We start from the raw sequence: 19090 nt of genomic DNA on the forward strand, positions 1-19090 counted from the left end.
CCCGCGATCATGCCCCAGTCCCCACCGAACAAGGCGCAGACCGACGATATCGAGCAGCGGCTGCTGCTCGACGCGATCTATCACCAGTACCACTACGATTTCCGCGAGTATGCCCAGGCCTCGCTCAAGCGGCGCCTGCGCAGCGCCTTGTCGCACTTCGGCTGCAAGACCCTGTCGCAGTTGCAGGACCGCGTGCTGCACGAGCCGCCGGTGTTCACCAGCCTGCTGCAATTCCTGACCGTCCAGGTCAGCGACATGTTCCGCGACCCCAGCTATTTCCTGGCGCTGCGCCGCGAAGTGGTGCCCATCCTGCGCACCTACCCCTCGATCAAGGTGTGGGTGGCCGGCTGCAGCACCGGCGAGGAGGTCTATTCGCTCGCCATCCTGCTGCATGAGGAAGGCCTGCTGGACCGCGCCCTGATCTACGCGACCGACATCAATCCGCATGCGCTGCGCTCGGCCGAACAGGGCGTCTTCGACCTGGACCGGGTGGCCGCCTTCACCAGCAACCATGCCCAGTCCGGCGGCCGCAGCTCGCTGTCCGATTACTACACCGCGCGCTACGGGCGCGTGGTGTTCGATAAGCAGTTGCGCGAGCACATGGTGTTCTCGGACCACAGCCTGGCGACCGACAGCGTGTTCGCGGAGGTGCACCTGGTCTCGTGCCGCAACGTGCTTATCTATTTCGAGCGCGACCTGCAGAACCGCGCATTGCGCCTGTTCCATGACGCGCTGGTGCATCGCGGCTTCATGGGCCTGGGCTCGCGCGAATCGGTGCGCTTTTCCGCCCAGGCCGACGGCTTCGATGATTTCGTGCTCGAAGACCGCATCTACCGCAAGAAGGCCGGCCTGTGACCGCCCCAACACCGGATCGCGGCGACGCGGCGGGCGCCTGGGACGCCATCGTCATCGGCGGCTCGTCGGGCGCCATCGAGGTCCTGAACCTGCTGATGCCCGCCCTGCCGGCCGGCCTGCGCGCGGCGGTGATCGTGCTGCTGCACCTGCCGCGCGACCGCCGCAGCCTCTTGGTCGACATCTTCCGCGACCGCTGCGCGCTGCCGCTGTGCGAGGCAGAGGACCAGCAGCCCATCCAGCCGGGGCACGTCTATTTCGCGCCCCCCGACTACCACCTGCTGGTCGACCGTGGACCGCGCCTGGCGCTGTCGATCGGCCCGTTGGTGCATTTCTCGCGGCCTTCAATCGACGTGCTGTTCCAGTCCGCCGCCGACGGCTATGGCGAACGGTTGCTGGGGGTGCTGCTGTCGGGCGCCAACGAAGACGGCGCCGCCGGCCTGGCCGCCATCCACGCAGCAGGCGGCCGCGCCGTGGTCCAGGCGCCGGACACCGCCGCGATGCGCGCCATGCCCGACGCCGCCCTGGCGCGCATCGATGCCCCCGAGGTCCTGGCGCCCGCCGCCATCGCGGCGCTGCTGTCGCAGTTGCCCGCGCAGCCGCGGCCCTGCCCCCCCACTTCCACCACACCATGATATTGACATCTGCCAAACCCTCGGATGACCGCATCAAGTGCCTGCTGGTCGACGACGTGCCCGAAAACCTGGTCGCGCTGGAAGCGCTGCTGGCGAGCGACCGGGTCGAAGTGCTGAAAGCGCAATCCGGCCCGCAGGCGCTGGAACTGCTGCTGAATCATCCCGACGTGGCGCTGGCGCTGCTCGATGTGCAGATGCCCGACATGAACGGCTTCGAGCTGGCCGAGCTGATCCGCGGCAGCGAGCGCACCCGCCACATTCCGCTGATCTTCATCACCGCCGGCTCGCGCGAACAGAATTGGCAGTTCCGCGGCTACGAGAGCGGCGCGGTGGACTTTCTGTACAAGCCGGTCGACCCTTACATGCTGCGCAGCAAGGCGAACGTGTTCTTCGAGTTGCACGAGCGCCGGCGCGCGCTGGCGCAGCAACTGGAGGCGCGCACCGAGGCGTTGCGGGTCAACGACATGTTCATGGCCGTGCTCAGCCATGACCTGCGCACGCCATTGCAGGCGGTCATCATGGGCGCCTCGATGCTGGCGCGCCAGGGCGGCGACGCGCGCGTGGTCAGCGTGGCGCAACGGATGCTCCAGAGCAGCGAGCGCATGAAGCACCTGATCGAAGACCTGCTCGACGTGACGCGCATCCGCCAGGCCGGCGGACTGGCGCTGGCGCCGGCGCGCATCGGCATGGACACGCTGGTCCACCGCACCCTGGATGAATTGCGCGCCGGCTTCGCCGACCGCCAGATCGAAGCCGAATGCCACGGCGACCCGGTCGGCGAATGGGACGGCGAGCGCATCGCCCAGGTGCTGGCCAATCTGCTCGGCAACGCCTTGCACCACGGCGCCCGCGACGTGCCGGTGCGGGTCGAGGTGGATGGTTCCGTTGCCGACCGGGTCGTGGTCACGGTCAGCAACGGCGGCAGCATTCCCGCGGAACTGCTGCCGCAACTGTTCAACCCGTTCCGCAGCGGCGCGCGGCCGGCCGGGGGCCATCGCGGCCTGGGGCTGGGACTGTTCATCGCGCAACAGGTGGCGCAATCTCACGGCGGCCGCATCAGCGCCGAATCGCGCGACGGCATCACCCGCTTCCGCGTGGCGCTGCCACGGCAGGCGTCGACCGCCTCGACCTGACGATATCGATCCGCGTCAGAACGGCCCGCCAAGGGCCGGGCCGCGCAACGAGGCCGGAGTTTTCGGTAGTATGTCGGATGGTGCCGCGGCGCGTCCCGCCGTGGCGCCCATTCCGCGCATTCTGCGGCCGCACCCCATGTGACCCCGGATACCCGTCATGCCCGACCCAGTACGTCTGAAGGCCCTGATACAAGACTGCGCGCGCGGCCAGGAATCCGCGCTGGCCGAACTCTATCGTCAAACGTCCCCGCATCTGTTTGCCCTTGCCGTCCGTATATTGCGACGAAGCGACTGGGCCGAAGAAGTCCTCCAGGACAGCTTCATCAATATCTGGCGCAACGCCGCCCGCTATTCTTCGGAACAGAGCCAAGTCATCACCTGGATGACCCGCATCGTGCGCAACCGCTGTATCGACCTGCTGCGCCGGCCCGACCTGGAGCGCCCGGACGCCGACGGCGAGCTGACGCTGGCCTGGGCGGATGACGCGCCCGGCCCCTTCGAGCGCCTGCAGTCCGACCAGGATGCCCGGCGCCTGGCCGACTGCCTCAAGCAGCTGGAAGGCCAGCAGCGCACGGCCATCGCGCTGTCCTTTTTCGACGACCTGAGCCACGGCGAGATCGCCCGCCGCCTGCAGGCTCCGCTGGGCACGATCAAGAGCTGGGTGCGGCGCGGCATGGAACGGCTCAAGAGGTGCCTGTCATGAACTACCGCGATCCGCAATTGCGCGCCCGGCTGGCGGCCGACTATGTCTCGGGCGCCATGCGCGGCGGCGCCCGCCGCCGCTTCGAGGGCCTGATGGCCGCCGACGCCAATCTGCGCCGGCAGGTGCGGGGCTGGGAAGACGACATCTACCCCCTGCTCTGGTCGCTGCCCGGCAGGACGCCCCCGCGCCGCGTCTGGCGCGCGATCCAATCCCGCCTGCACCCGGGCGCGGCGCCCTGGTGGCGCGGCCTGGCGTTCTGGCGCATTGCCAGCGGCGCGCTGGCCGCCTTGCTGGTGGCCGGCGTCGTCATCTATCCCATGCAGGTGGACCGCGCCGCCCGGGCGCAACTGATGGCCGTGCTGCAAAGCCCAGAGGCGCAAGCCATGCTGGTGGTGCGCGCCGACGAAGCCGGCGGCCTGCACATCCACGCGCTGCAGAACCTGGCGACGCGCGCCGGCGGCAAGTCCCTGGAACTCTGGGCCATTCCGCCCGGGCAGGCGCCGCAGTCGATCGGGCTAGTGTCGCCCGAAGGCCTGACGGCGCTGCGCCGCGCCCAGGGCCTGGCCGGCGTCCAGCAACTGGCCATCACGCTGGAGCCGCCGGGCGGCTCGCCCACCGGCGCGCCCACCGGGCCGGTCATCATGAGCGGCGACGTGCTGAAGATCTGAGCCGCATCCAACGCGGGCCCGTGCCCGTATAGAGGGGTGTCCCCGTTGCGGAGCACCCCATGTCTTCCTGGATCGGCCCGGGCCAGCGCGGCCTGCTCGAGATACTGCTGCTGGCCAGCCTGGCGCTAGGCCTGCTGGCCGCCTGCTCGCCCCTGACCCTGCTCAACGGCGCCGTGCCCGACGGCGCCAGCCGCGCCACGTCCGGGCTGGCCTATGGCCCGCTGCCGCGCCAGCGCCTGGACATCCATGCGCCGCTGGACGCCGCCGGCGCGCCGGTGGTGGTGTTCTTCTACGGCGGCAGCTGGCGCAGCGGCGAACGCGCCGACTATCGCTTCGCGGGCGACGCGCTGGCCTCGCGCGGCATCATTGCCGTCATCGCCGACTACCGCCTCTATCCCGAGGCAACCTACCCGACGTTCCTGCAGGACGCGGCGCTGGCGGTGGCGTGGACGCAACGGCATATCGATGCCTATGGCGGCGACCCGGGCCGGGTGTTCGTGGCCGGCCACAGCGCCGGCGGCTACATCGCCGCCATGTTGGCCCTGGATCCGCGCTGGCTGCGCGATGCCGGCTCCGCGCCGGGCTCGCTGGCCGGCTGGATCGGCCTGGCGGGCCCCTACGACTTCCTGCCGATCGTCGCGCGTGACGTGCGGCCGGTGTTCCGGTTTCCCGATACGCCGGCCGACTCGCAACCGATCCGCCACGTCAGCGCCGCCGCCCCGCCGGGCCTGCTGCTGACCGGCAGCGCCGACACCGCGGTGGACCCGCGGCGCAACAGCGCCGGCCTGGCGCGCGCCCTGCGCGCCGCTGGCGCCTGCGCGCGCCTGGTCGAGTATCCCGACCTCGGCCACAAACTGCTGGTGGGCGCGCTGGCGCGGCCCTTGCGCTGGCGCGCGCCGGTGCTGGACGACATGGCCGCGTTCGTGACCCGTCCCTGCTCCGCCCCGGGAGAATGACATGCGCCCATCGCTGCTGCTCGCCCTGATCCTGCCGCTGACGCCGCTTGGCGCCCAGGCGGCCAACGAACACTACCTGGGCTACGCCTATGCTCAGCGCGGCGGCGCCGAGCGCTACCGCGAGGAGCACTGGGTCGTCAGGGACGGCGCGCGGCAGACCCGGCTGGTGCTGTATCGCTGTCCGGACGGCGCCGCCTTCGCCCGCAAATGGGTGCGCGGCGGCGTGGATGATCCCGCGCCCGATTTCGCCCTGCTGGACCAGCGCGACGGCTACCGCGAAGGCGTCAGCAGCCGCGGCGGCGTGCGCCACGCCTACGTGCAGGCGCGCGCCAGCGCGACCACGCGCAGCCAGGCGCTGCCGCAGGCCGAAGACCCGGTGATCGACGCCGGCTTCGACGCCTGGCTGCGCGCGCACTGGGACTCACCCGACCGCCCCTTGCAGTTCCTGGTGCCCAGCCGGTTGGCTCTGATGCCGCTGGAAGTCCAGGCGCGCGACGTGCCCGAACGGCGCGAGCGCGTATTCCGGCTGCGGCTGGATGCCTGGTACGGTTTCGCCGCGCCGCCGCTGCGCGTGACCTACGACCGCGACAGCCGGCGCCTGCGCCGCTTCGAAGGCCCCAGCAACCTGCGCGACGGCAACGGCGGCACGCAGACCGTGCGCATCGAATTCCCCGCCGACGCCGAACTGGCCCCGCCCACCCAGCAGGACATGGACGCCGCGGCGGCCACGCCGTTGACGGGACGGTGCGACTAAGGGTTTCCACCTACGCATCCGTCCGCCCGCCCCGCCCGTATATCCCCGCAAGCCTCGAACAGGACACGATGATGCGCCCTGAACCCTCTCACTGGACCACTTCGATACGCCGCTGGGTCGATACCCAGGCGGCGGGCGCGCCCGCCGGCCCGCCCGACCGCATCGACTGGACCCGCGCCCTGCCCTTCGCGCTGCTGCACGTTGGCTGCCTGGGCGTCGCATGGACCGGCGTCTCGCCGGCGGCGGTGGCCGTGGCGGTGGCGCTCTACGCCGTGCGCATGTTCGCCCTGACCGGCTTCTACCACCGCTATTTCTCGCACCGCACCTTCCGCACCTCGCGCGCCATGCAGCTGGTGTTCGCCATTCTCGGCGCTTCGTGCGCCCAGCGCGGCCCGTTATGGTGGGCGGCGCACCACCGCCACCATCACCGCCACGCCGACGACGAACAGGATCTGCACTCGCCGGCCCGCCACGGTTTCTGGTGGAGCCACATGGGCTGGTTCCTGACGCCGCGCGCCTTCGCCACCGACCTGGCGCGCGTGCCGGATCTGCGCCGCTACCGCGAACTACGCTGGCTGGACCGCTTCGACGCCGCCGTGCCCATCGCGCTGGCGCTGCTGTGCTATGCCCTGGGCGCCGCGCTCGAGCGCCTGGCGCCCGGCCTGGGCACCAGCGGGCCGCAGATGCTGGTGTGGGGCTTCTTCATCTCGACGGTGGCGCTGTTCCATGCGACCGTCACCATCAATTCACTGGCGCACCGCTACGGCAGGCGCCGCTACGACACCGCCGACGATAGCCGCAACAACGCCTGGCTGGCGCTTTTGACCTTCGGCGAAGGCTGGCACAACAACCACCACTTCTATCCCGGTTCGGCGCGCCAGGGCTTTCGCGCCCGGGAAATCGACCTCACCTGGTACGGCCTGCGCCTGCTGGCGACCACCGGCCTGATCTGGGACCTGAAACCCGTGCCGGCCTGGGTGCTGGCGCGCGCCAAGGAATGACCATGCGCATCGCCATCATCGGTTCGGGCATCGCGGGACTGGTCTGCGCCTGGAAGCTGGGCCAGGCCCATGACGTGACCCTGTACGAGGCCAACGACTACCTGGGCGGCCACACGCACACCCACGATGTCGAGCAGGACGGCCGCCGCTATGCGGTGGACAGCGGCTTCATCGTGCACAACCCTCTCAACTATCCGCACTTCACGGCGATGCTGGAGGAGCTGAGCGTGCGCTCGCAGCCCACCACCATGAGCTTCTCGGTGCACCAGGAGGCCGGCCGCCTGGAATACAACGCGACCTCGCTCGACACCCTGTTCTGCCAGCGCCGCAACCTGCTGTCGCCGCGCTTTCTGGGCATGGTGCGCGACCTGTTGCGCTTCTACCGCGAAGCCCCGGCCCTGCTGGCCGGCGACGAGCCCGGCCCGACGCTGGGCGAGTACCTGGCGCGGCACCGCTACGGCCAGGCATTCCAGGCCGACCACCTGATCCCGATGGCGTCGGCGCTGTGGTCATCGCCCGCCGCGCGCATCCTCGAATTCCCGGCGCGTTATCTGGTGCAGTTCATGGCCAACCACCAGATGCTGCAAGTCGATGCGCGCCCCCAATGGCGCGTGGTGCAGGGCGGGTCCAGCAGCTACATCCGCGCCCTGCGCGAACGCTGGAACGTGCGGGTGCGACTGAACTGCCCGGTGTACCAGGTCACGCGCCAGGCGGACGGCGTCACGCTGGCCTCGTGCGAGGGTCGGCCGCGCTACGACCAGGTGGTGTTCGCCTGCCACAGCGACCAGGCCCTGAAGCTGCTGGCCGCGCCCAGCGCGGCCGAGCGCGAGGTGCTGGGCGCGATCACGTATCAGCACAATGACGTCGTGCTGCACACGGACGCGCGCCTGCTGCCACGCCACCCCAAGGCCTGGGCGGCGTGGAATGCCTATGTGCCGGCCGACCCGTCGGCGCCGTGCTCGGTCAGCTACTGCATGAACCTCTTGCAAGGCCTGCAATCGCGCCGCCCCTTCATCGTCACGCTCAATCGCAGCGAAGCCATCGATCCGACGCAGGTGCTGGCCCGCATGCGCTACCACCATCCGGTTTACACCCTCGCGTCCGTGGCCGCCCAGGCGCGCCGCGACGAGATCTCGGGCCACCACCGCTGCTGGTACGCGGGCGCCTATTGGGGCTGGGGCTTTCACGAGGACGGCGTGGCCAGCGCGCTGGACGTGGTCCGGGGCATCCAGTCGCAGGCCGCGGCCTTATCCGCGGTGGCGGCATGAACGGCCACAGCGCCCTCTACGAAGGCCGCGTGACGCACAGGCGCCACGTGCCGCACGCGCATGGTTTCAGCTACCGCATGGCGCAGCTGTACCTGGACCTGGACGAAATCGACCAGGTGTTCCAGCGCCGCTGGCTGTGGTCGGTGGACCGGCCCAACCTGGCCGAATGGCGCCGCAGCGATTATCTGGATGGCGAGGCGGGGCAGCCGCTGGCGCAGGCGGTGCGGGCCAGGCTGCGAGCGCGCCTGGGCGAGGCGCCCGCCGGGCCGATCCGACTGCTGGCCCATCCGCGCTACGCCGGCTATGTCTTCAACCCGGTCAGCTTCTACTACTGCTACGAAGCCGACGGCGTGACCCTGGCCGCGATCCTGGCGGAGATCACGAACACCCCATGGAAACAACGGCATTGCGTCGTCCTGCCGGTCGCGCAGGCCGAGCGCCGTGGCGACGCCATGGCCTGGCGCTTCGACAAACGCTTTCACGTCTCCCCCTTCATGCCCATGGACTGCATCTATGACTGGCGCTTCAACGCCCCGGGCGAGGATCTGCGGGTGCACATGCGCGTCAACCGCCAGGGCCAGCCGCAATTCGATGCCAACCTGCGCCTGCAGCGCCGCGAACTCGACGGCGCTGCGCTGGCGCGCCTGCTGTGGCGCTTCCCTTTGATGACCCTGCAGGTCATCGGCGGCATCCACTGGCAGGCCCTGCGCCTCTGGCTCAAACGCAACCCGATCCACGACCATCCCCGCACGCCCAACGGAGAACCACAATGAAAGCCATGACGCCGTCCGAACATGCCGCCATCGCGGGGACCCGTCCGCCCGGGGCGCTGGAGCGCCTGTTGCGCAGACGCCTGTTCGCCCGTCTCTCAACGCTCACCAGCGGACGGCTGGCCATCGAGGACAGCCTGGGCAGCGTCACGCTGGGCGACGGCGAGCCGGTGGTGCGCCTGACCATCCGCGACATGGCCTTCTACCGCCTGGTGGCCACCCAGGGCAGCGTCGGCGCGGGCGAAGCGTACGGCGACGGCCTGTGGACCTGCGACGATCTGGTCGCCCTGGTGCGCCTGCTGGTGCGCAATCGCGACACGCTGGACGGCATGGAATCGGGGCTGGCGCGCGTGGCCGGCTGGGCCCTCAAGCGCTGGCATGCCGGCAACCGCAACACCCACGAAGGCAGCCGCCGCAACATCGCCGCCCACTACGACCTGGGCAACGATTTCTTCTCGCTGTTCCTGTCGCCGGACCTGATGTACTCGTCGGCGCTCTGGGCCGGCGCCGACGACACGCTGGAAGATGCCTCGCGGCGCAAGCTGGACACCATCTGCCGCAAGCTGGAACTCGGCCCGGGCGACCGTGTCGTCGAAATCGGCAGCGGCTGGGGCGGATTCGCCATCCACGCCGCGCGCCACTACGGCTGCCACGTCACCACCGCCACCATCTCGCGCGAACAGCACGCGCTGGCGCTGACGCGGGTGCGCGCGGCGGGCCTGGACGATCGCGTCAGTGTGGTGCTGCAGGACTACCGTGACCTGCAGGGCCGCTACGACAAGCTGGTGTCGATCGAGATGATCGAGGCCATCGGCGCCCAGTACCTCGAGACCTATTTCGCCAAGGTCGCCGACCTGCTCGCGCCGCACGGGCGTGCGTTGATCCAGGCCATCACCATCGAGGACCATCGCTACCAGCAGGCGCTGGGCGAAGTGGATTTCATCAAGCGCCATATCTTTCCAGGCAGCTTCATCCCGTCGGTCGAGGCGATGCTGCGGGCCAAGACCCGCGCCTGCGACCTCGCCCTCGTGCACCTGGAGGATTTCGGCCTGTCGTACGCCCGCACCCTGCAAGCCTGGCGCCACCGCTTCCTGGCGCGCCTGCCCGAGGCGCGGGAACAGGGCTTCGACAGCCGCTTCTGCCGCCTGTGGGAGTTCTACCTGGCCTACTGCGAAGGGGGCTTTCGCGAACGCTCGATCGGCGTCTCGCACCTGTTGCTGACCCCTCCCGGCGCCCGCGGCGACGGCGAGCGCTGGGTCCAGGCGGGCGTGTGATGCGCTTCTGGGCCAACCTGCTCGGCTACCAGCTTGTCTGGTTCAGCGCCGTCATCGGCGCGGGCCGCGGCCTGGCGTGGCCGGGCGTGGTCTCGGCCCTGGTCTTCATTGCCGCGCAACTGGCCTGCTCGGCCGAGTGGCGCGCCGACCTGAAGCTGGCCGCCGCCTCGTTGCTGTGCGGTTGCCTGCTCGACGGCGCGCTGTCCGCGCTGGGCTGGGCGGTCTACGCCGCCGATGCCTGGCCCGCGCCACGCTGGATCCTGGCGCTGTGGGCGGCCTTCGCGCTGACGCTGAACCATTCACTGGCCTACCTGCGGCCGCGCCGCTGGCTGGCCTTTGCTTTCGGCGCTATCGGCGGGCCGCTCGCCTACTGGGGCGCCGCGCGCGGCTGGCAGGCGGTGCAGTTCGATGCGCCCGCCTGGCGCGCGACCGCGGCGCTGGCGCTGGGATGGGGGCTGATCCTGCCGGCGCTGACGCGCCGGGCACACCGCTGGACGCGGGAGGCCGCATGAATCCCCTGTCGCAATGGCTGATCATCGCCGCCGTCATGGTCATCGCCATGACGTTGGCCTGGAGCTGGCAGCGCCGCCACGCCAACGCGGGCATCGTCGACGTGGTCTGGGCCGCGGGCCTGGGCGCCAGCGCCTTGCTGATCGCCGCCACCGGCCAAGGCGACTGGGCGCCCAGGGCCAGCCTGGCCGCGATGGCCGGCGTCTGGTCGCTGCGACTGGCCTGGCACCTGTGGCGCAGGGTCCGGCATGGCGAGGATGGACGCTACCGCGCGCTGCGCGAATACTGGGCGGGCCATCAAGGCAAGATCTTCGGCCTGTTCATGTTCCAGGCCGGCCTGGTGATGCTGTTCAGCCTGCCCTTCCTGGCCGTGGGTATGAGTCCCGCGCGCGGCCTGCCCGTCGCGCTGGGCCTGGCGATCTGGCTGGCGGCGCTGGCCGGTGAAGTCATCGCCGACCGCCAGCTCGACCGCTTTCGCGACGATCCGGCCCATCGCGGCCGGACCTGCCGCGACGGCCTGTGGCGCTATTCACGGCATCCCAACTATTTCTTCGAATGGTGCCATTGGTTCGGCTACGTCGCGCTGGCCTGGGGCTCGCCCCTGACCTGGCTGGCGTGGCTGGGCCCCGCGCTGATGTACGTCTTCCTGCGCTGGATCAGCGGCATTCCCTTCACCGAGCAGCAGGCCCTGCGCACTCGCGGCGACGACTACCGCGAGTATCAGCGCCGCACCTCGGCCTTCTTCCCGTGGTTCCCCAAATCCTGATGAGGCACGCCATGACGACCGCCAGCCTGAACGACCTTCCGCTCGCCACCGACCGCCCCGCGCCCGGCCTGCTCGGCCTGGCCGAACGCGGCCTGGTGCCCGACGCACTGCTGCGCCTGGGCATCCGGCGCCTGTGCGCCGAACGCCTGACGGCCGAGTACGCCGGCGGCATCGAGGCCTGGACCGCGCGCGACCAGGCCCTGATCGCGCGCCTGCGCACCAGCCCGGTGGCCATCCACACCGACGCCGCCAACGCGCAGCACTACGAGCTGCCCACCGCGTTCTTCCAGCTCTGCCTGGGCGCCCGCATGAAATATTCCGGCTGCCTGTACCCGACCGGCGCCGAAACGCTGGACCAGGCCGAAGCCGCCATGCTGCGCCTGTATGGCGAGCGCGCCGAGCTGGCCGACGGCCAGGACATCCTGGAGCTGGGGTGCGGCTGGGGTTCGCTGACCCTGTGGATGGCCGAACAGTTTCCCAACGCCCGCATCACCGCCGTATCCAACTCGGCTACCCAGCGCCAGCATATCGAGGCGCGCTGCCGCGAAAGCGGCTGGGAGCATGTGCGGGTCATCACCCGCGACGTCAACGCGCTGTCGTTGCCCGGCTCCGCCTACGACCGCTGCGTCTCGGTGGAAATGTTCGAGCACATGCGCAACTACCAGGACCTGCTGGCGCGCATCGGCCAATGGCTGCGGCCCGGCGGCAAGCTGTTCGTGCACATCTTCGCGCACCGCGAGCGCGCCTATCCGTTCGAGACCGAAGGCGCCGGCAACTGGATGGGACGCCACTTTTTCACCGGCGGCATCATGCCGGCGGCCGACACGCTGCTGCATTTCCAGCGCGACCTGCAACTGCAGGAAAAGTGGTTTCTCGATGGCACGCACTACGCGCGCACGGCCAACCACTGGCTGGCCAACCAGGACGCCCGCGCCGCGCAGGCCCGGGCGGTGCTGGAACAGGCCTATGGCCCGCAGCTGGCGCCGCTGTGGCATCAGCGCTGGCGCATGTTCTGGATGGCCTGCGCCGAATTGTTCGGCTACGACCACGGCCAGCAATGGGGCGTCGCCCACTACCGGTTCACGCGTCCCTGAGGAGACCGCCATGTTGCGCGCCCTGTGTGTTGCCGCGATGGGCCTGCTGGCGGGCTGCGCCGGGCCCGCGCCCATGCCGCCCGTGGCCCATGTCGATCTGCCGCGTTTCATGGGCGACTGGTATGTCATCGCGCACATCCCCAGTTGGCCCGAACGCAACGCCTACGATGCCGTCGAGAGCTACCGGCCGCTGCCGGACGGCCGGATCCAGACCGACTTCCGTTACCGCAAAGGCAGTTTCGACGCCGAGGTCAGCACCATGCACCCGGTGGCCACGGTGCGGCCGGACACCGGCAACGCGGTCTGGGGCATGCAGTTCATCTGGCCGATCCAGGCGGAATACGTCATCGCCTACCTGGACGACGCCTATCAGACCACCATCATCGGCCGCTCCAAGCGCGATTACGTGTGGATCATGGCACGCACGCCATGCCTGAGCGATGACGCCTACGCTCACCTGGCAGACCGCGTCGCCGCGCTGGGCTACACGGAGTCCCTGCGCAAGGTGCCACAGCGTTGCCAATGATTGTTGTCGGCTCCGCGAAGCCGCCGCGAGGCCGTGGCGGCTAGCCCACCCCTCGCTCCAGCTCGCCAGGATCGAGGAAGAACTGCCGGTTCCCTTCCAGCTGCCTGACCATGAAATCCACGAACGTCCGCACCCGCAGCGGCTGTTCGGGGCGGCGACCGTAGTACAGATAGATGCCTTCGAGATCGACCGCGTGCAGCAGCAGCAGCAGCAGCCGTGGCGCGCTGACCGCCACTCCCCTCAGGCGATCTGGCTGGGGGCAACCCGTTCAGGCCACCAGATTTCGGGCTGGCAATTCAGCGCGGGCCTGGCGAACAGGTAGCCTTGGAAGCGTTTCAAGCCGGCCGCCTCCAGCCAGCACCATTCCTCGATCCGTTCCACCCCCTCGGCCACGGGCATGATGCCCATGGCCGTGCACGCCTCGAGAATCGCGCGCACAATCGCCTGCCAAGGGCCGTCCGAATGGATATTCTGGATGAGCTTGCGGTCGATCTTGAGCTTGTCGGGCTGGAATTCCGCCAGCAGGGACAGGCCGGCAAAGCCCGCGCCAAAATCGTCGATCGCCACCCCGATCCCGGCTCTGCGCAAACGTTCGATGGCAGCGCCGAAATCGCCCTGGTTGGCGACGGCCTCCTGCTCGGTAACCTCGACGATCACCTGTTGGGGCGACAGGCCGCATGCGGCGATCTGGCCAAGCAGATGCTCCACCGCCGCGGGATCGGCAACCAACGACATGGGCAACAGGTTCACCGACAGCTTGACGTCTTCCAGGCGCAGGCGACGCGCCAATCGGAACGCGGATGCTTTGGACTCCAGGTCCATCCGGTAGCGCTGGATGGGAGGGACGGTGGAGAACAACTGTTCGGGCGACCCGCCGGTTCCGCTGCGGATCAGGAACTCGAAGGAAGTGACCGTTCGAAGCATGGGCTCCACAATCGGCTGCAAGGCAAACTGGTACGCCTGCTCCGCCAGCAAGCCCTGCCCGGGCGCGGCCTCGCCCTCTGTCACGAATCGCCAGTTCCGCGCCCATTCCCCTTCAACGATATGGCTTGTGCCACGCGCAAGCGCATACCACGAGAGAATCTTGATGACCCGGTCGTCGCTGGCCGCCAACCTGGCTTTCCGCTTCATTTTCTCGAGGATCAGCGCTGCCACGCGCTTGGAGTCGAGCTCACGCAGATCGACCATCGCCATCTGGTCGCCCTCGAAGCGACGAAATGGCCCCTGGTCGCGCAGGAGATGCACGACATTCGCGTGCCGCGCGTCCCGCTGGATGGCATCGAACAGCACCGCCAATTCCTGGGCGCCCCCTTCCAGCAGTTGAACAAAGTGGACCCCATCAAAAAGCAGTATCCCCGTCACGTTCAACGACGCATTGCGCGCTCTGGCTTTTCCGACGAGAACGCCGAGCGCATCGGCATCCAAGGGTTCACAGACTCGGCTGCGGTAGATCAATGTCGATAGCATGGCGTACTCTCCCGCCCCTGGGACCAGCCTGTTCAATATCAAGAGTGTACGTCGGGGACTCGTTTTGCCCTGCCGGATCGGACGCCGTACCCCATATATGGGCGTCAGCCCATATCTACCTCATTCAGCTTCGCACAGACTTCTTGTCGGCCAGGTCGCTCGTAGTTGTCCGTCAGATCCAACAGCACCATGCCGTTCAACGGGCGCAAATCCTGATGGGCAAGCGCATGCTGAACATCTGGCCCTCGTAGCAGTTCTTCAGGTCGTTCGGCCGGCGGTGGTCGATCAGCAGGTCCAGGAGCCGCGGGCGCTTATCATCAACCGCCATAGCATTGCGCGTAAGTAAAGTCGACCAGGCGCTTGTCCGAGGCATCCTGGGGCGTGGACGGCTCTACTTGGAAATGACCGAACATATCGTCGTTGCAGACCCTCACGTCCTTGCGCTGCGTACCCTCCTGCAATATGCAGGAACCGCCAAAACTGTGATTACCTCCGGCGACGCCAACCGGCAGATCAATCAGCCGGCTACAACCGATGATTCGGCCGTTTTGCTTCTGCTGCTCCAGCGATTGGTTGAACGATTCCACGCGGGAGTTGGGATCACGAATCGGCACAACATTGACGCATTCGCCACTAGAGGTTTGGTTGCCCGGCAGCTTGCAATCCGAGTACACCTTGCCATTGGCAATATGTTTCTCATTACGCGCCAGCAGGGCGATGCGGCTTGTGTATGCTTGCCGCAGGCAGACGCTGTCTTGACAAATGCCACGCGCGTATTTGATCCAGTTGCGCTGTTCTTCAGCCAACGCTTTCTTGCCATAGGCATCGGTTGCGGCTAGTGCTGCCTTATAGGCCCCCTGCAATTTGCCATCCAGCGCGGAGGTCTCGGCATCGCTACAGATCAACTTTTCCGTCGTGCTCGCGGCCTTGTTGCAATCAAAACTGGCGGCTTGGGCGTAGGTCCCCAGCATTGCGAGGCCCAACGTAAAGAGAAGCTTCATCGCAGGTGTATACCGTGTCTTCAGTACGTAAGCGGGTGCGCGTCTTGAATGCGGCTGGGTCATGATCCTATCTTCTCAAGTTGTATGTCGATGATGTATTGCGTACAGCACAACACATGCTAGCAAGTCTCTCTCTCGTCCACGTGCCGACTGTTAAAGTCCATTCAAGATAAAACCCTGGATCTATAAGAATCAATAACTTAGGCAGCATTTCACCACTCAAGTTGCCACAGCCGAACCATTAAGAATGGAGTTTTTCCCTTAGATGTCCACTTAAGATGAAAAACACCATTTCTACATCCAAACATGTAGGGATCGCAGAGAACCCGCGAGTGCTGGCTTCCCACCAGAACGCCTCGGCCAAGGCGCTGCGCCAAGCTGTGTCTTCCGGCCAGAGAATGACCAAGCGCAAAGCATCTTCAGGGCCAGTCGTAGCGTAACAGCAGACCACTCAAACGCCGGAGCGCGCTACACCCTGCCGCTCAAGGTCACTTCCATCGGGTCTCCTCTCTTATGGTAAAGGCTTGCAAACGATGATGTCCGGGCGGCCCGGCTGCGGTATAAACAAGGCCCTGTCGATTGCCCACAGAGGAACGACTTGTCGAACGCACGCGGAGCGCTTTCATTCTTCAACGCAACGGCTGGCACCATCCGGCGCCATGGCCGCGCGATGCTGGCGGCCGCGCCGTGGTCGCTGGCGGTGTTCCTATTATCGCTGCCGTTCGCCATTCTGGCCGCGTCGCTGTACTGGCTTAAGGGCGGCCTGTTCCTTCTGTTCGCACTGGTCAACCTGATTGCATTCTCGCGCATGACGTACGCCTGGCACCGGGTCATCGCGCGCGCGGACGATACGCGGATCGATGCCGGCGGCAGTACAGCGCAAGCCTGGCACCTGGTGATGCTGGGCCTGCTGGCGGTGGTCGTGACGACGCTGGCGCGCGCCACCGGCGACCTGCCCTACGTGTTGTTCGCGCTGATGAACGGCCCGGACTCGGGCCTGTTCTTCGCGGCGCTGGTGCCCGTGGTGCTGGTGCTCTGGCTGCCGATCCTGTACGGGTTGGCGCTGCTGGCGCCCGCCCTGCCGCGCGCCGCCGTGACCGGCGCAACCGGCTTGCGCGGCGTGCGTGCCGCCATGCCCTACCCGCGCTGGCCGCTGATGCTGGCCCTGGGCATCCTGGTGAGCGCGGGCGGCCTGGCCCACAGCGCGCTGTACGAGTACCTGGGCTACGCCCTGGACGGCGTACCGTATTGGATCGTGGCCTATCTGACGCTCTTCATCATGTTGACGTTCGTCGTCGGCGCCATGGTCTCGGTGGCCTACCGGGACGGCGCGCCGGCGCGTCCCGCGTCCGACAGCGACAACGACGGCGAGAGCGACAGCATCAAGGATGCAGCGACAGCGCCTTGACCGCCTTGTCCACCGCCTTTTTCGGACCGCGCAGGGCGATGCCGGCCGGGTCCAGGTCGTCGGCCGGCTGGGCGCGGAACACCGCGCTGTTGGCCTCGTCGTGGCCGGTTGCGAACATGGCATAGACGAACGGCGCCAGCTGTCGAAGTTCATTGAAGGTGGAAAGCCGACACTTTTTAAAACAAGGACTTAGTGAGGCTTGGTTCATTCACTCTGGTTGCTATGGTTCATTGAACATGGCGTTTTTGCCTGAAAGTTCATTGCAATTGTCTCCTCGCGCCATCGCACCGGGATCGAAAGTCGATCCTTCAGATCAGCGCCAGATCAACGGTCTCATCCCGGGCAAGGGGTGAAGCACTCTCAAGAAGATAGTCGAGCATCAGTGGAAGGAGTTGTTCAACAAAATCGGTGGAAAGAGGTCAGCCGGCTCGAGGTGCTCTCCGTCCAGACTACGACCAACTTCAGTGAACCAAATCTCAAGTTGAACGAAATTCGACAGCCGTGGCCACCATTCCCCGTAAACTGCGGAGCGGTGATCGTCGTGCGAATAGAAGAGTCAAACTACGAGCTGAAAGGACCCCATGACCCAGCTTACCCTCGAAGCCATTGCCGCGTTGGAGCGCGGCGACCTGGTCGAAGCCATCAAGATCACGCGTGACCACACCGGCATGGACCTGAAGTTGTCCAAGGAAGCGGTCGAACGGTACGCCAATAGCAGCGAGCAAGAGCGCGCTGCGGGCGCCGTCGGCAGCGCAAGCCGCAGCACGACCGAAGCCGGGACCATCCAAGGTAACCGGCCCGCCGTACCGGCCGCAGCCCTGGACGCCTTGGCACGCGGCCATAAGGTGGAAGCCGTACGTCTCACGCGCGACGCCACGGGCCTGGGGTTGGCCGACGCTCTCAAGCTCGTCGACGCACAGTTGAACCCTGCCGCCGCAAACGACGTCCCCCTGTCATCGAACAGACTGGGCGACCCGATGGCCGAACCCGGCCGGGTGCCGCGCGGCGGCTTCAAATGGCTGCCCATCGCCATCGTCCTGCTGCTGTTCGCGCTGGCGTGGATCGCGCTCGGCAAAGGCTTCTGACACATGATCGTTCCTGAGTACTGGGCCGAAGGTCGCATCCAGCAGCAGGTGGCCGGCAAGCAATACACCGTGCGCCGCTACGGCTGGTCCAACGACAGCGCGATGGCCGCACAGGCGCATGCCGACCAGCGCACGCGCGAGGCTTTCGACCGCATCGTCAAGGGCGAACCGCTGCAGCGTCGCGAACGCAAGGTGGCGTATAACGGCGCCGACGGCATGCCGATCCGCGAGGAAATCCTGGAACGCCATGGCGACAACATCATCACCCGCAACAGCTACGGGGCGCGCTGCCTGAACACGCCCAACGTGATGTTCGTCGATGTCGACTTCGAAGAACGGCGCGGCAACGCGCGCGGGCTGACGGTGATCGGCGCGGCGTTTCTGATGGCCTTCGCGGTTGGCTACACCACGTACTCGGCGATGGCGGGCCTGGCCACGCTCATGCTGGTGACGGCGTTCGGCTTCTGGCGCGCACGCGCCGAGGGGCTGCGCCTGACCGAGGACAAAAGCGATCCGCTGACGGGCCTGCGGGAGCGCCTGGATCAGTTCATCCAGCAACGACCCGACTGGCACCTGCGGCTGTACCGCACGCCCTCGGGCGCACGCATTCTGGTGATGCACGACGTGTTCGCCCCCACGGATGGCGGCGTGTCCGAAGCTTTCGAGGCGCTGGGCGCCGACCCGGTCTATGCGCGCATGTGCCGTAACCAGAATTGTTTTCGTGCGCGCTTGAGCGCCAAGCCATGGCGCGCGGACATCGACGAACACCTGCCGCGCCCGAGCGTCTGGCCGGTGCCGTTTGAGAAGCAGGCCGCACGCAACGCCTGGGTGGCGCGCTACGAAAAGGCCACGCAAGGTTTTGCCGCCTGCCAATACCTGGGCAGCGTGGGCAATACGCTGAACGTGCATCCAGCTGCGCTGGCCGTGCAGGACCTGCACGACGACCGCACCCGCGCGCACAGCGGGCTTGCGCTGGCCTGACCGTTAGATCGGCTTCACCGCCCCGCTGCCGGAAAAATGCCCGTCGATTTTCTAGACAAAGGTGGCGAACGAAGAGCGCGCCCGCGACGTGGTCGACGGTGTGGAAAGCGATGGAATGCTGCATTGCTGGATCTCCGGTGCCGGGCGGGATTGCCCGGCATAGCGCAAGAAACATCAAGTCGCCGCAGGATGCCTTCTACGGCGACTACGCCGCGTAGTTCACGGAGAATTCCAACTT

General features: G+C 67.4%; 22 protein-coding genes and 1 pseudogene. 18 read left to right on the forward strand and 5 right to left on the reverse strand.

The features are described 5' to 3' along the window. The first annotated feature begins 9 nt into the window (after positions 1-9). The 15 genes from ACUTAG_RS09730 (at position 10) to ACUTAG_RS09800 (ending at position 12910) form a co-directional block, all read left to right on the forward strand. Positions 10-855, forward strand: coding sequence for a CheR family methyltransferase (locus ACUTAG_RS09730; protein WP_020926417.1), 846 nt, complete (start codon positions 10-12; stop codon positions 853-855). After that, entirely contained in the window at positions 852-1487 is a 636-nt protein-coding gene (locus ACUTAG_RS09735; protein WP_054445869.1) for a chemotaxis protein CheB, read from the forward strand. The genes ACUTAG_RS09730 and ACUTAG_RS09735 overlap by 4 nt, the downstream gene beginning before the upstream one ends. Then, positions 1484-2620 carry a hybrid sensor histidine kinase/response regulator gene (locus tag ACUTAG_RS09740; RefSeq protein WP_054484794.1) on the forward strand — a complete coding sequence of 379 codons (1137 nt, stop codon included), beginning with the start codon at positions 1484-1486 and terminating at the stop codon, positions 2618-2620. The genes ACUTAG_RS09735 and ACUTAG_RS09740 overlap by 4 nt, the downstream gene beginning before the upstream one ends. A 157-nt stretch (positions 2621-2777) precedes the next feature. Continuing rightward, positions 2778-3323 (forward strand): RNA polymerase sigma factor, encoded by a 546-nt coding sequence (locus tag ACUTAG_RS09745; RefSeq protein WP_446650120.1) that lies wholly within the window; start codon positions 2778-2780, stop codon positions 3321-3323. Next, positions 3320-3991 carry an anti-sigma factor gene (locus tag ACUTAG_RS09750; protein WP_102964954.1) on the forward strand — a complete coding sequence of 224 codons (672 nt, stop codon included), beginning with the start codon at positions 3320-3322 and terminating at the stop codon, positions 3989-3991. The genes ACUTAG_RS09745 and ACUTAG_RS09750 overlap by 4 nt, the downstream gene beginning before the upstream one ends. A gap of 59 nt (positions 3992-4050) precedes the next feature. Beyond that, positions 4051-4947 (forward strand): alpha/beta hydrolase, encoded by an 897-nt coding sequence (locus tag ACUTAG_RS09755; RefSeq protein WP_080969326.1) that lies wholly within the window; start codon positions 4051-4053, stop codon positions 4945-4947. Between the two features lies 1 nt (position 4948). Further along, positions 4949-5701: a hypothetical protein gene (locus tag ACUTAG_RS09760; RefSeq protein ID WP_148317141.1), complete on the forward strand. Its 753-nt coding sequence runs from the start codon at positions 4949-4951 to the stop codon at positions 5699-5701. Between the two features lie 71 nt (positions 5702-5772). Beyond that, on the forward strand, positions 5773-6702 hold the full coding sequence (locus ACUTAG_RS09765) for an acyl-CoA desaturase (protein ID WP_262352231.1): 930 nt from the start codon (positions 5773-5775) through the stop codon (positions 6700-6702). A 2-nt stretch (positions 6703-6704) separates the two neighbouring features. Further along, complete coding sequence (locus ACUTAG_RS09770) at positions 6705-7970, forward strand: NAD(P)/FAD-dependent oxidoreductase (RefSeq protein ID WP_148317145.1); 1266 nt, start codon at positions 6705-6707, stop codon at positions 7968-7970. Continuing rightward, positions 7967-8743: a DUF1365 domain-containing protein gene (locus ACUTAG_RS09775; protein ID WP_148317147.1), complete on the forward strand. Its 777-nt coding sequence runs from the start codon at positions 7967-7969 to the stop codon at positions 8741-8743. The genes ACUTAG_RS09770 and ACUTAG_RS09775 overlap by 4 nt, the downstream gene beginning before the upstream one ends. Next, entirely contained in the window at positions 8740-10014 is a 1275-nt protein-coding gene (locus ACUTAG_RS09780) for an SAM-dependent methyltransferase (protein WP_148317149.1), read from the forward strand. The genes ACUTAG_RS09775 and ACUTAG_RS09780 overlap by 4 nt, the downstream gene beginning before the upstream one ends. Continuing rightward, complete coding sequence (locus tag ACUTAG_RS09785) at positions 10014-10526, forward strand: DUF2878 domain-containing protein (protein WP_148317492.1); 513 nt, start codon at positions 10014-10016, stop codon at positions 10524-10526. The genes ACUTAG_RS09780 and ACUTAG_RS09785 overlap by 1 nt, the downstream gene beginning before the upstream one ends. Further along, entirely contained in the window at positions 10523-11290 is a 768-nt protein-coding gene (locus tag ACUTAG_RS09790) for a DUF1295 domain-containing protein (protein ID WP_148317151.1), read from the forward strand. Before ACUTAG_RS09785 ends, ACUTAG_RS09790 begins: the two co-directional genes overlap by 4 nt. A gap of 11 nt (positions 11291-11301) precedes the next feature. Then, positions 11302-12384 (forward strand): SAM-dependent methyltransferase, encoded by a 1083-nt coding sequence (locus ACUTAG_RS09795; protein WP_148317153.1) that lies wholly within the window; start codon positions 11302-11304, stop codon positions 12382-12384. Between the two features lie 10 nt (positions 12385-12394). Further along, positions 12395-12910: a lipocalin family protein gene (locus ACUTAG_RS09800; RefSeq protein WP_148317155.1), complete on the forward strand. Its 516-nt coding sequence runs from the start codon at positions 12395-12397 to the stop codon at positions 12908-12910. Positions 12911-12950: 40 nt separating this feature from the next. Here ACUTAG_RS09800 and ACUTAG_RS09805 read toward each other — a convergent pair whose 3' ends face one another. From ACUTAG_RS09805 to ACUTAG_RS09820, 4 genes are all read right to left on the reverse strand, one after another. Further along, on the reverse strand, positions 12951-13145 hold the full coding sequence (locus ACUTAG_RS09805) for a hypothetical protein (protein WP_020926402.1): 195 nt from the start codon (positions 13143-13145) through the stop codon (positions 12951-12953). A gap of 5 nt (positions 13146-13150) precedes the next feature. Continuing rightward, positions 13151-14377 (reverse strand): diguanylate phosphodiesterase, encoded by a 1227-nt coding sequence (locus ACUTAG_RS09810; protein WP_148317157.1) that lies wholly within the window; start codon positions 14375-14377, stop codon positions 13151-13153. A gap of 196 nt (positions 14378-14573) precedes the next feature. Further along, positions 14574-14705 (reverse strand): hypothetical protein, encoded by a 132-nt coding sequence (locus tag ACUTAG_RS09815; RefSeq protein WP_020926400.1) that lies wholly within the window; start codon positions 14703-14705, stop codon positions 14574-14576. Continuing rightward, the gene (locus ACUTAG_RS09820) at positions 14695-15441 is read right to left on the reverse strand and encodes a lysozyme inhibitor LprI family protein (protein WP_240683250.1); all 747 of its coding nucleotides are present in this window, start codon (positions 15439-15441) and stop codon (positions 14695-14697) included. The genes ACUTAG_RS09815 and ACUTAG_RS09820 overlap by 11 nt, the downstream gene beginning before the upstream one ends. Before the next feature lie 535 nt (positions 15442-15976). Here ACUTAG_RS09820 and ACUTAG_RS09825 point away from each other — a divergent pair. Continuing rightward, positions 15977-16786 (forward strand): hypothetical protein, encoded by an 810-nt coding sequence (locus ACUTAG_RS09825; protein ID WP_187378272.1) that lies wholly within the window; start codon positions 15977-15979, stop codon positions 16784-16786. On the opposite strand, the pseudogene ACUTAG_RS09830 reads toward ACUTAG_RS09825, so the two are convergent. After that, positions 16761-16925, reverse strand: a pseudogene (locus tag ACUTAG_RS09830) (DUF2000 family protein); the annotation flags it as partial. The gene ACUTAG_RS09825 and the pseudogene ACUTAG_RS09830 overlap by 26 nt on opposite strands. Positions 16926-17367: 442 nt before the next feature. Between ACUTAG_RS09830 and ACUTAG_RS09835 the strand changes: the two are divergent. Next, positions 17368-17871 carry a hypothetical protein gene (locus ACUTAG_RS09835; protein WP_148317161.1) on the forward strand — a complete coding sequence of 168 codons (504 nt, stop codon included), beginning with the start codon at positions 17368-17370 and terminating at the stop codon, positions 17869-17871. A 3-nt stretch (positions 17872-17874) separates the two neighbouring features. Further along, a complete protein-coding gene (locus ACUTAG_RS09840) occupies positions 17875-18852 on the forward strand; it encodes a hypothetical protein (RefSeq protein ID WP_054484792.1) in 978 nt (325 codons plus the stop codon). The last annotated feature ends 238 nt before the right edge of the window (positions 18853-19090 follow it).

The sequence above is a fragment of the Achromobacter sp. CSND-B12 genome, from assembly GCF_052906545.1.

Excerpts from the sequence above, each read along its gene's own strand:
- ACUTAG_RS09730 (WP_020926417.1), top strand. The coding sequence starts at position 10 with ATGCCCCAGTCCCCACCGAACAAGGCGCAGACCGACGATATCGAGCAG.
- ACUTAG_RS09740 (WP_054484794.1), top strand. The coding sequence starts at position 1,484 with ATGATATTGACATCTGCCAAACCCTCGGATGACCGCATCAAGTGCCTG.
- ACUTAG_RS09745 (WP_446650120.1), top strand. The coding sequence starts at position 2,778 with ATGCCCGACCCAGTACGTCTGAAGGCCCTGATACAAGACTGCGCGCGC.
- ACUTAG_RS09750 (WP_102964954.1), top strand. The coding sequence starts at position 3,320 with ATGAACTACCGCGATCCGCAATTGCGCGCCCGGCTGGCGGCCGACTAT.
- ACUTAG_RS09755 (WP_080969326.1), top strand. The coding sequence starts at position 4,051 with ATGTCTTCCTGGATCGGCCCGGGCCAGCGCGGCCTGCTCGAGATACTG.
- ACUTAG_RS09760 (WP_148317141.1), top strand. The coding sequence starts at position 4,949 with ATGCGCCCATCGCTGCTGCTCGCCCTGATCCTGCCGCTGACGCCGCTT.
- ACUTAG_RS09765 (WP_262352231.1), top strand. The coding sequence starts at position 5,773 with ATGCGCCCTGAACCCTCTCACTGGACCACTTCGATACGCCGCTGGGTC.
- ACUTAG_RS09770 (WP_148317145.1), top strand. The coding sequence starts at position 6,705 with ATGCGCATCGCCATCATCGGTTCGGGCATCGCGGGACTGGTCTGCGCC.
- ACUTAG_RS09775 (WP_148317147.1), top strand. The coding sequence starts at position 7,967 with ATGAACGGCCACAGCGCCCTCTACGAAGGCCGCGTGACGCACAGGCGC.
- ACUTAG_RS09780 (WP_148317149.1), top strand. The coding sequence starts at position 8,740 with ATGAAAGCCATGACGCCGTCCGAACATGCCGCCATCGCGGGGACCCGT.
- ACUTAG_RS09785 (WP_148317492.1), top strand. The coding sequence starts at position 10,014 with ATGCGCTTCTGGGCCAACCTGCTCGGCTACCAGCTTGTCTGGTTCAGC.
- ACUTAG_RS09790 (WP_148317151.1), top strand. The coding sequence starts at position 10,523 with ATGAATCCCCTGTCGCAATGGCTGATCATCGCCGCCGTCATGGTCATC.
- ACUTAG_RS09795 (WP_148317153.1), top strand. The coding sequence starts at position 11,302 with ATGACGACCGCCAGCCTGAACGACCTTCCGCTCGCCACCGACCGCCCC.
- ACUTAG_RS09800 (WP_148317155.1), top strand. The coding sequence starts at position 12,395 with ATGTTGCGCGCCCTGTGTGTTGCCGCGATGGGCCTGCTGGCGGGCTGC.
- ACUTAG_RS09810 (WP_148317157.1), bottom strand. The coding sequence starts at position 14,377 with ATGCTATCGACATTGATCTACCGCAGCCGAGTCTGTGAACCCTTGGAT.
- ACUTAG_RS09815 (WP_020926400.1), bottom strand. The coding sequence starts at position 14,705 with ATGGCGGTTGATGATAAGCGCCCGCGGCTCCTGGACCTGCTGATCGAC.
- ACUTAG_RS09820 (WP_240683250.1), bottom strand. The coding sequence starts at position 15,441 with ATGACCCAGCCGCATTCAAGACGCGCACCCGCTTACGTACTGAAGACA.
- ACUTAG_RS09835 (WP_148317161.1), top strand. The coding sequence starts at position 17,368 with ATGACCCAGCTTACCCTCGAAGCCATTGCCGCGTTGGAGCGCGGCGAC.
- ACUTAG_RS09840 (WP_054484792.1), top strand. The coding sequence starts at position 17,875 with ATGATCGTTCCTGAGTACTGGGCCGAAGGTCGCATCCAGCAGCAGGTG.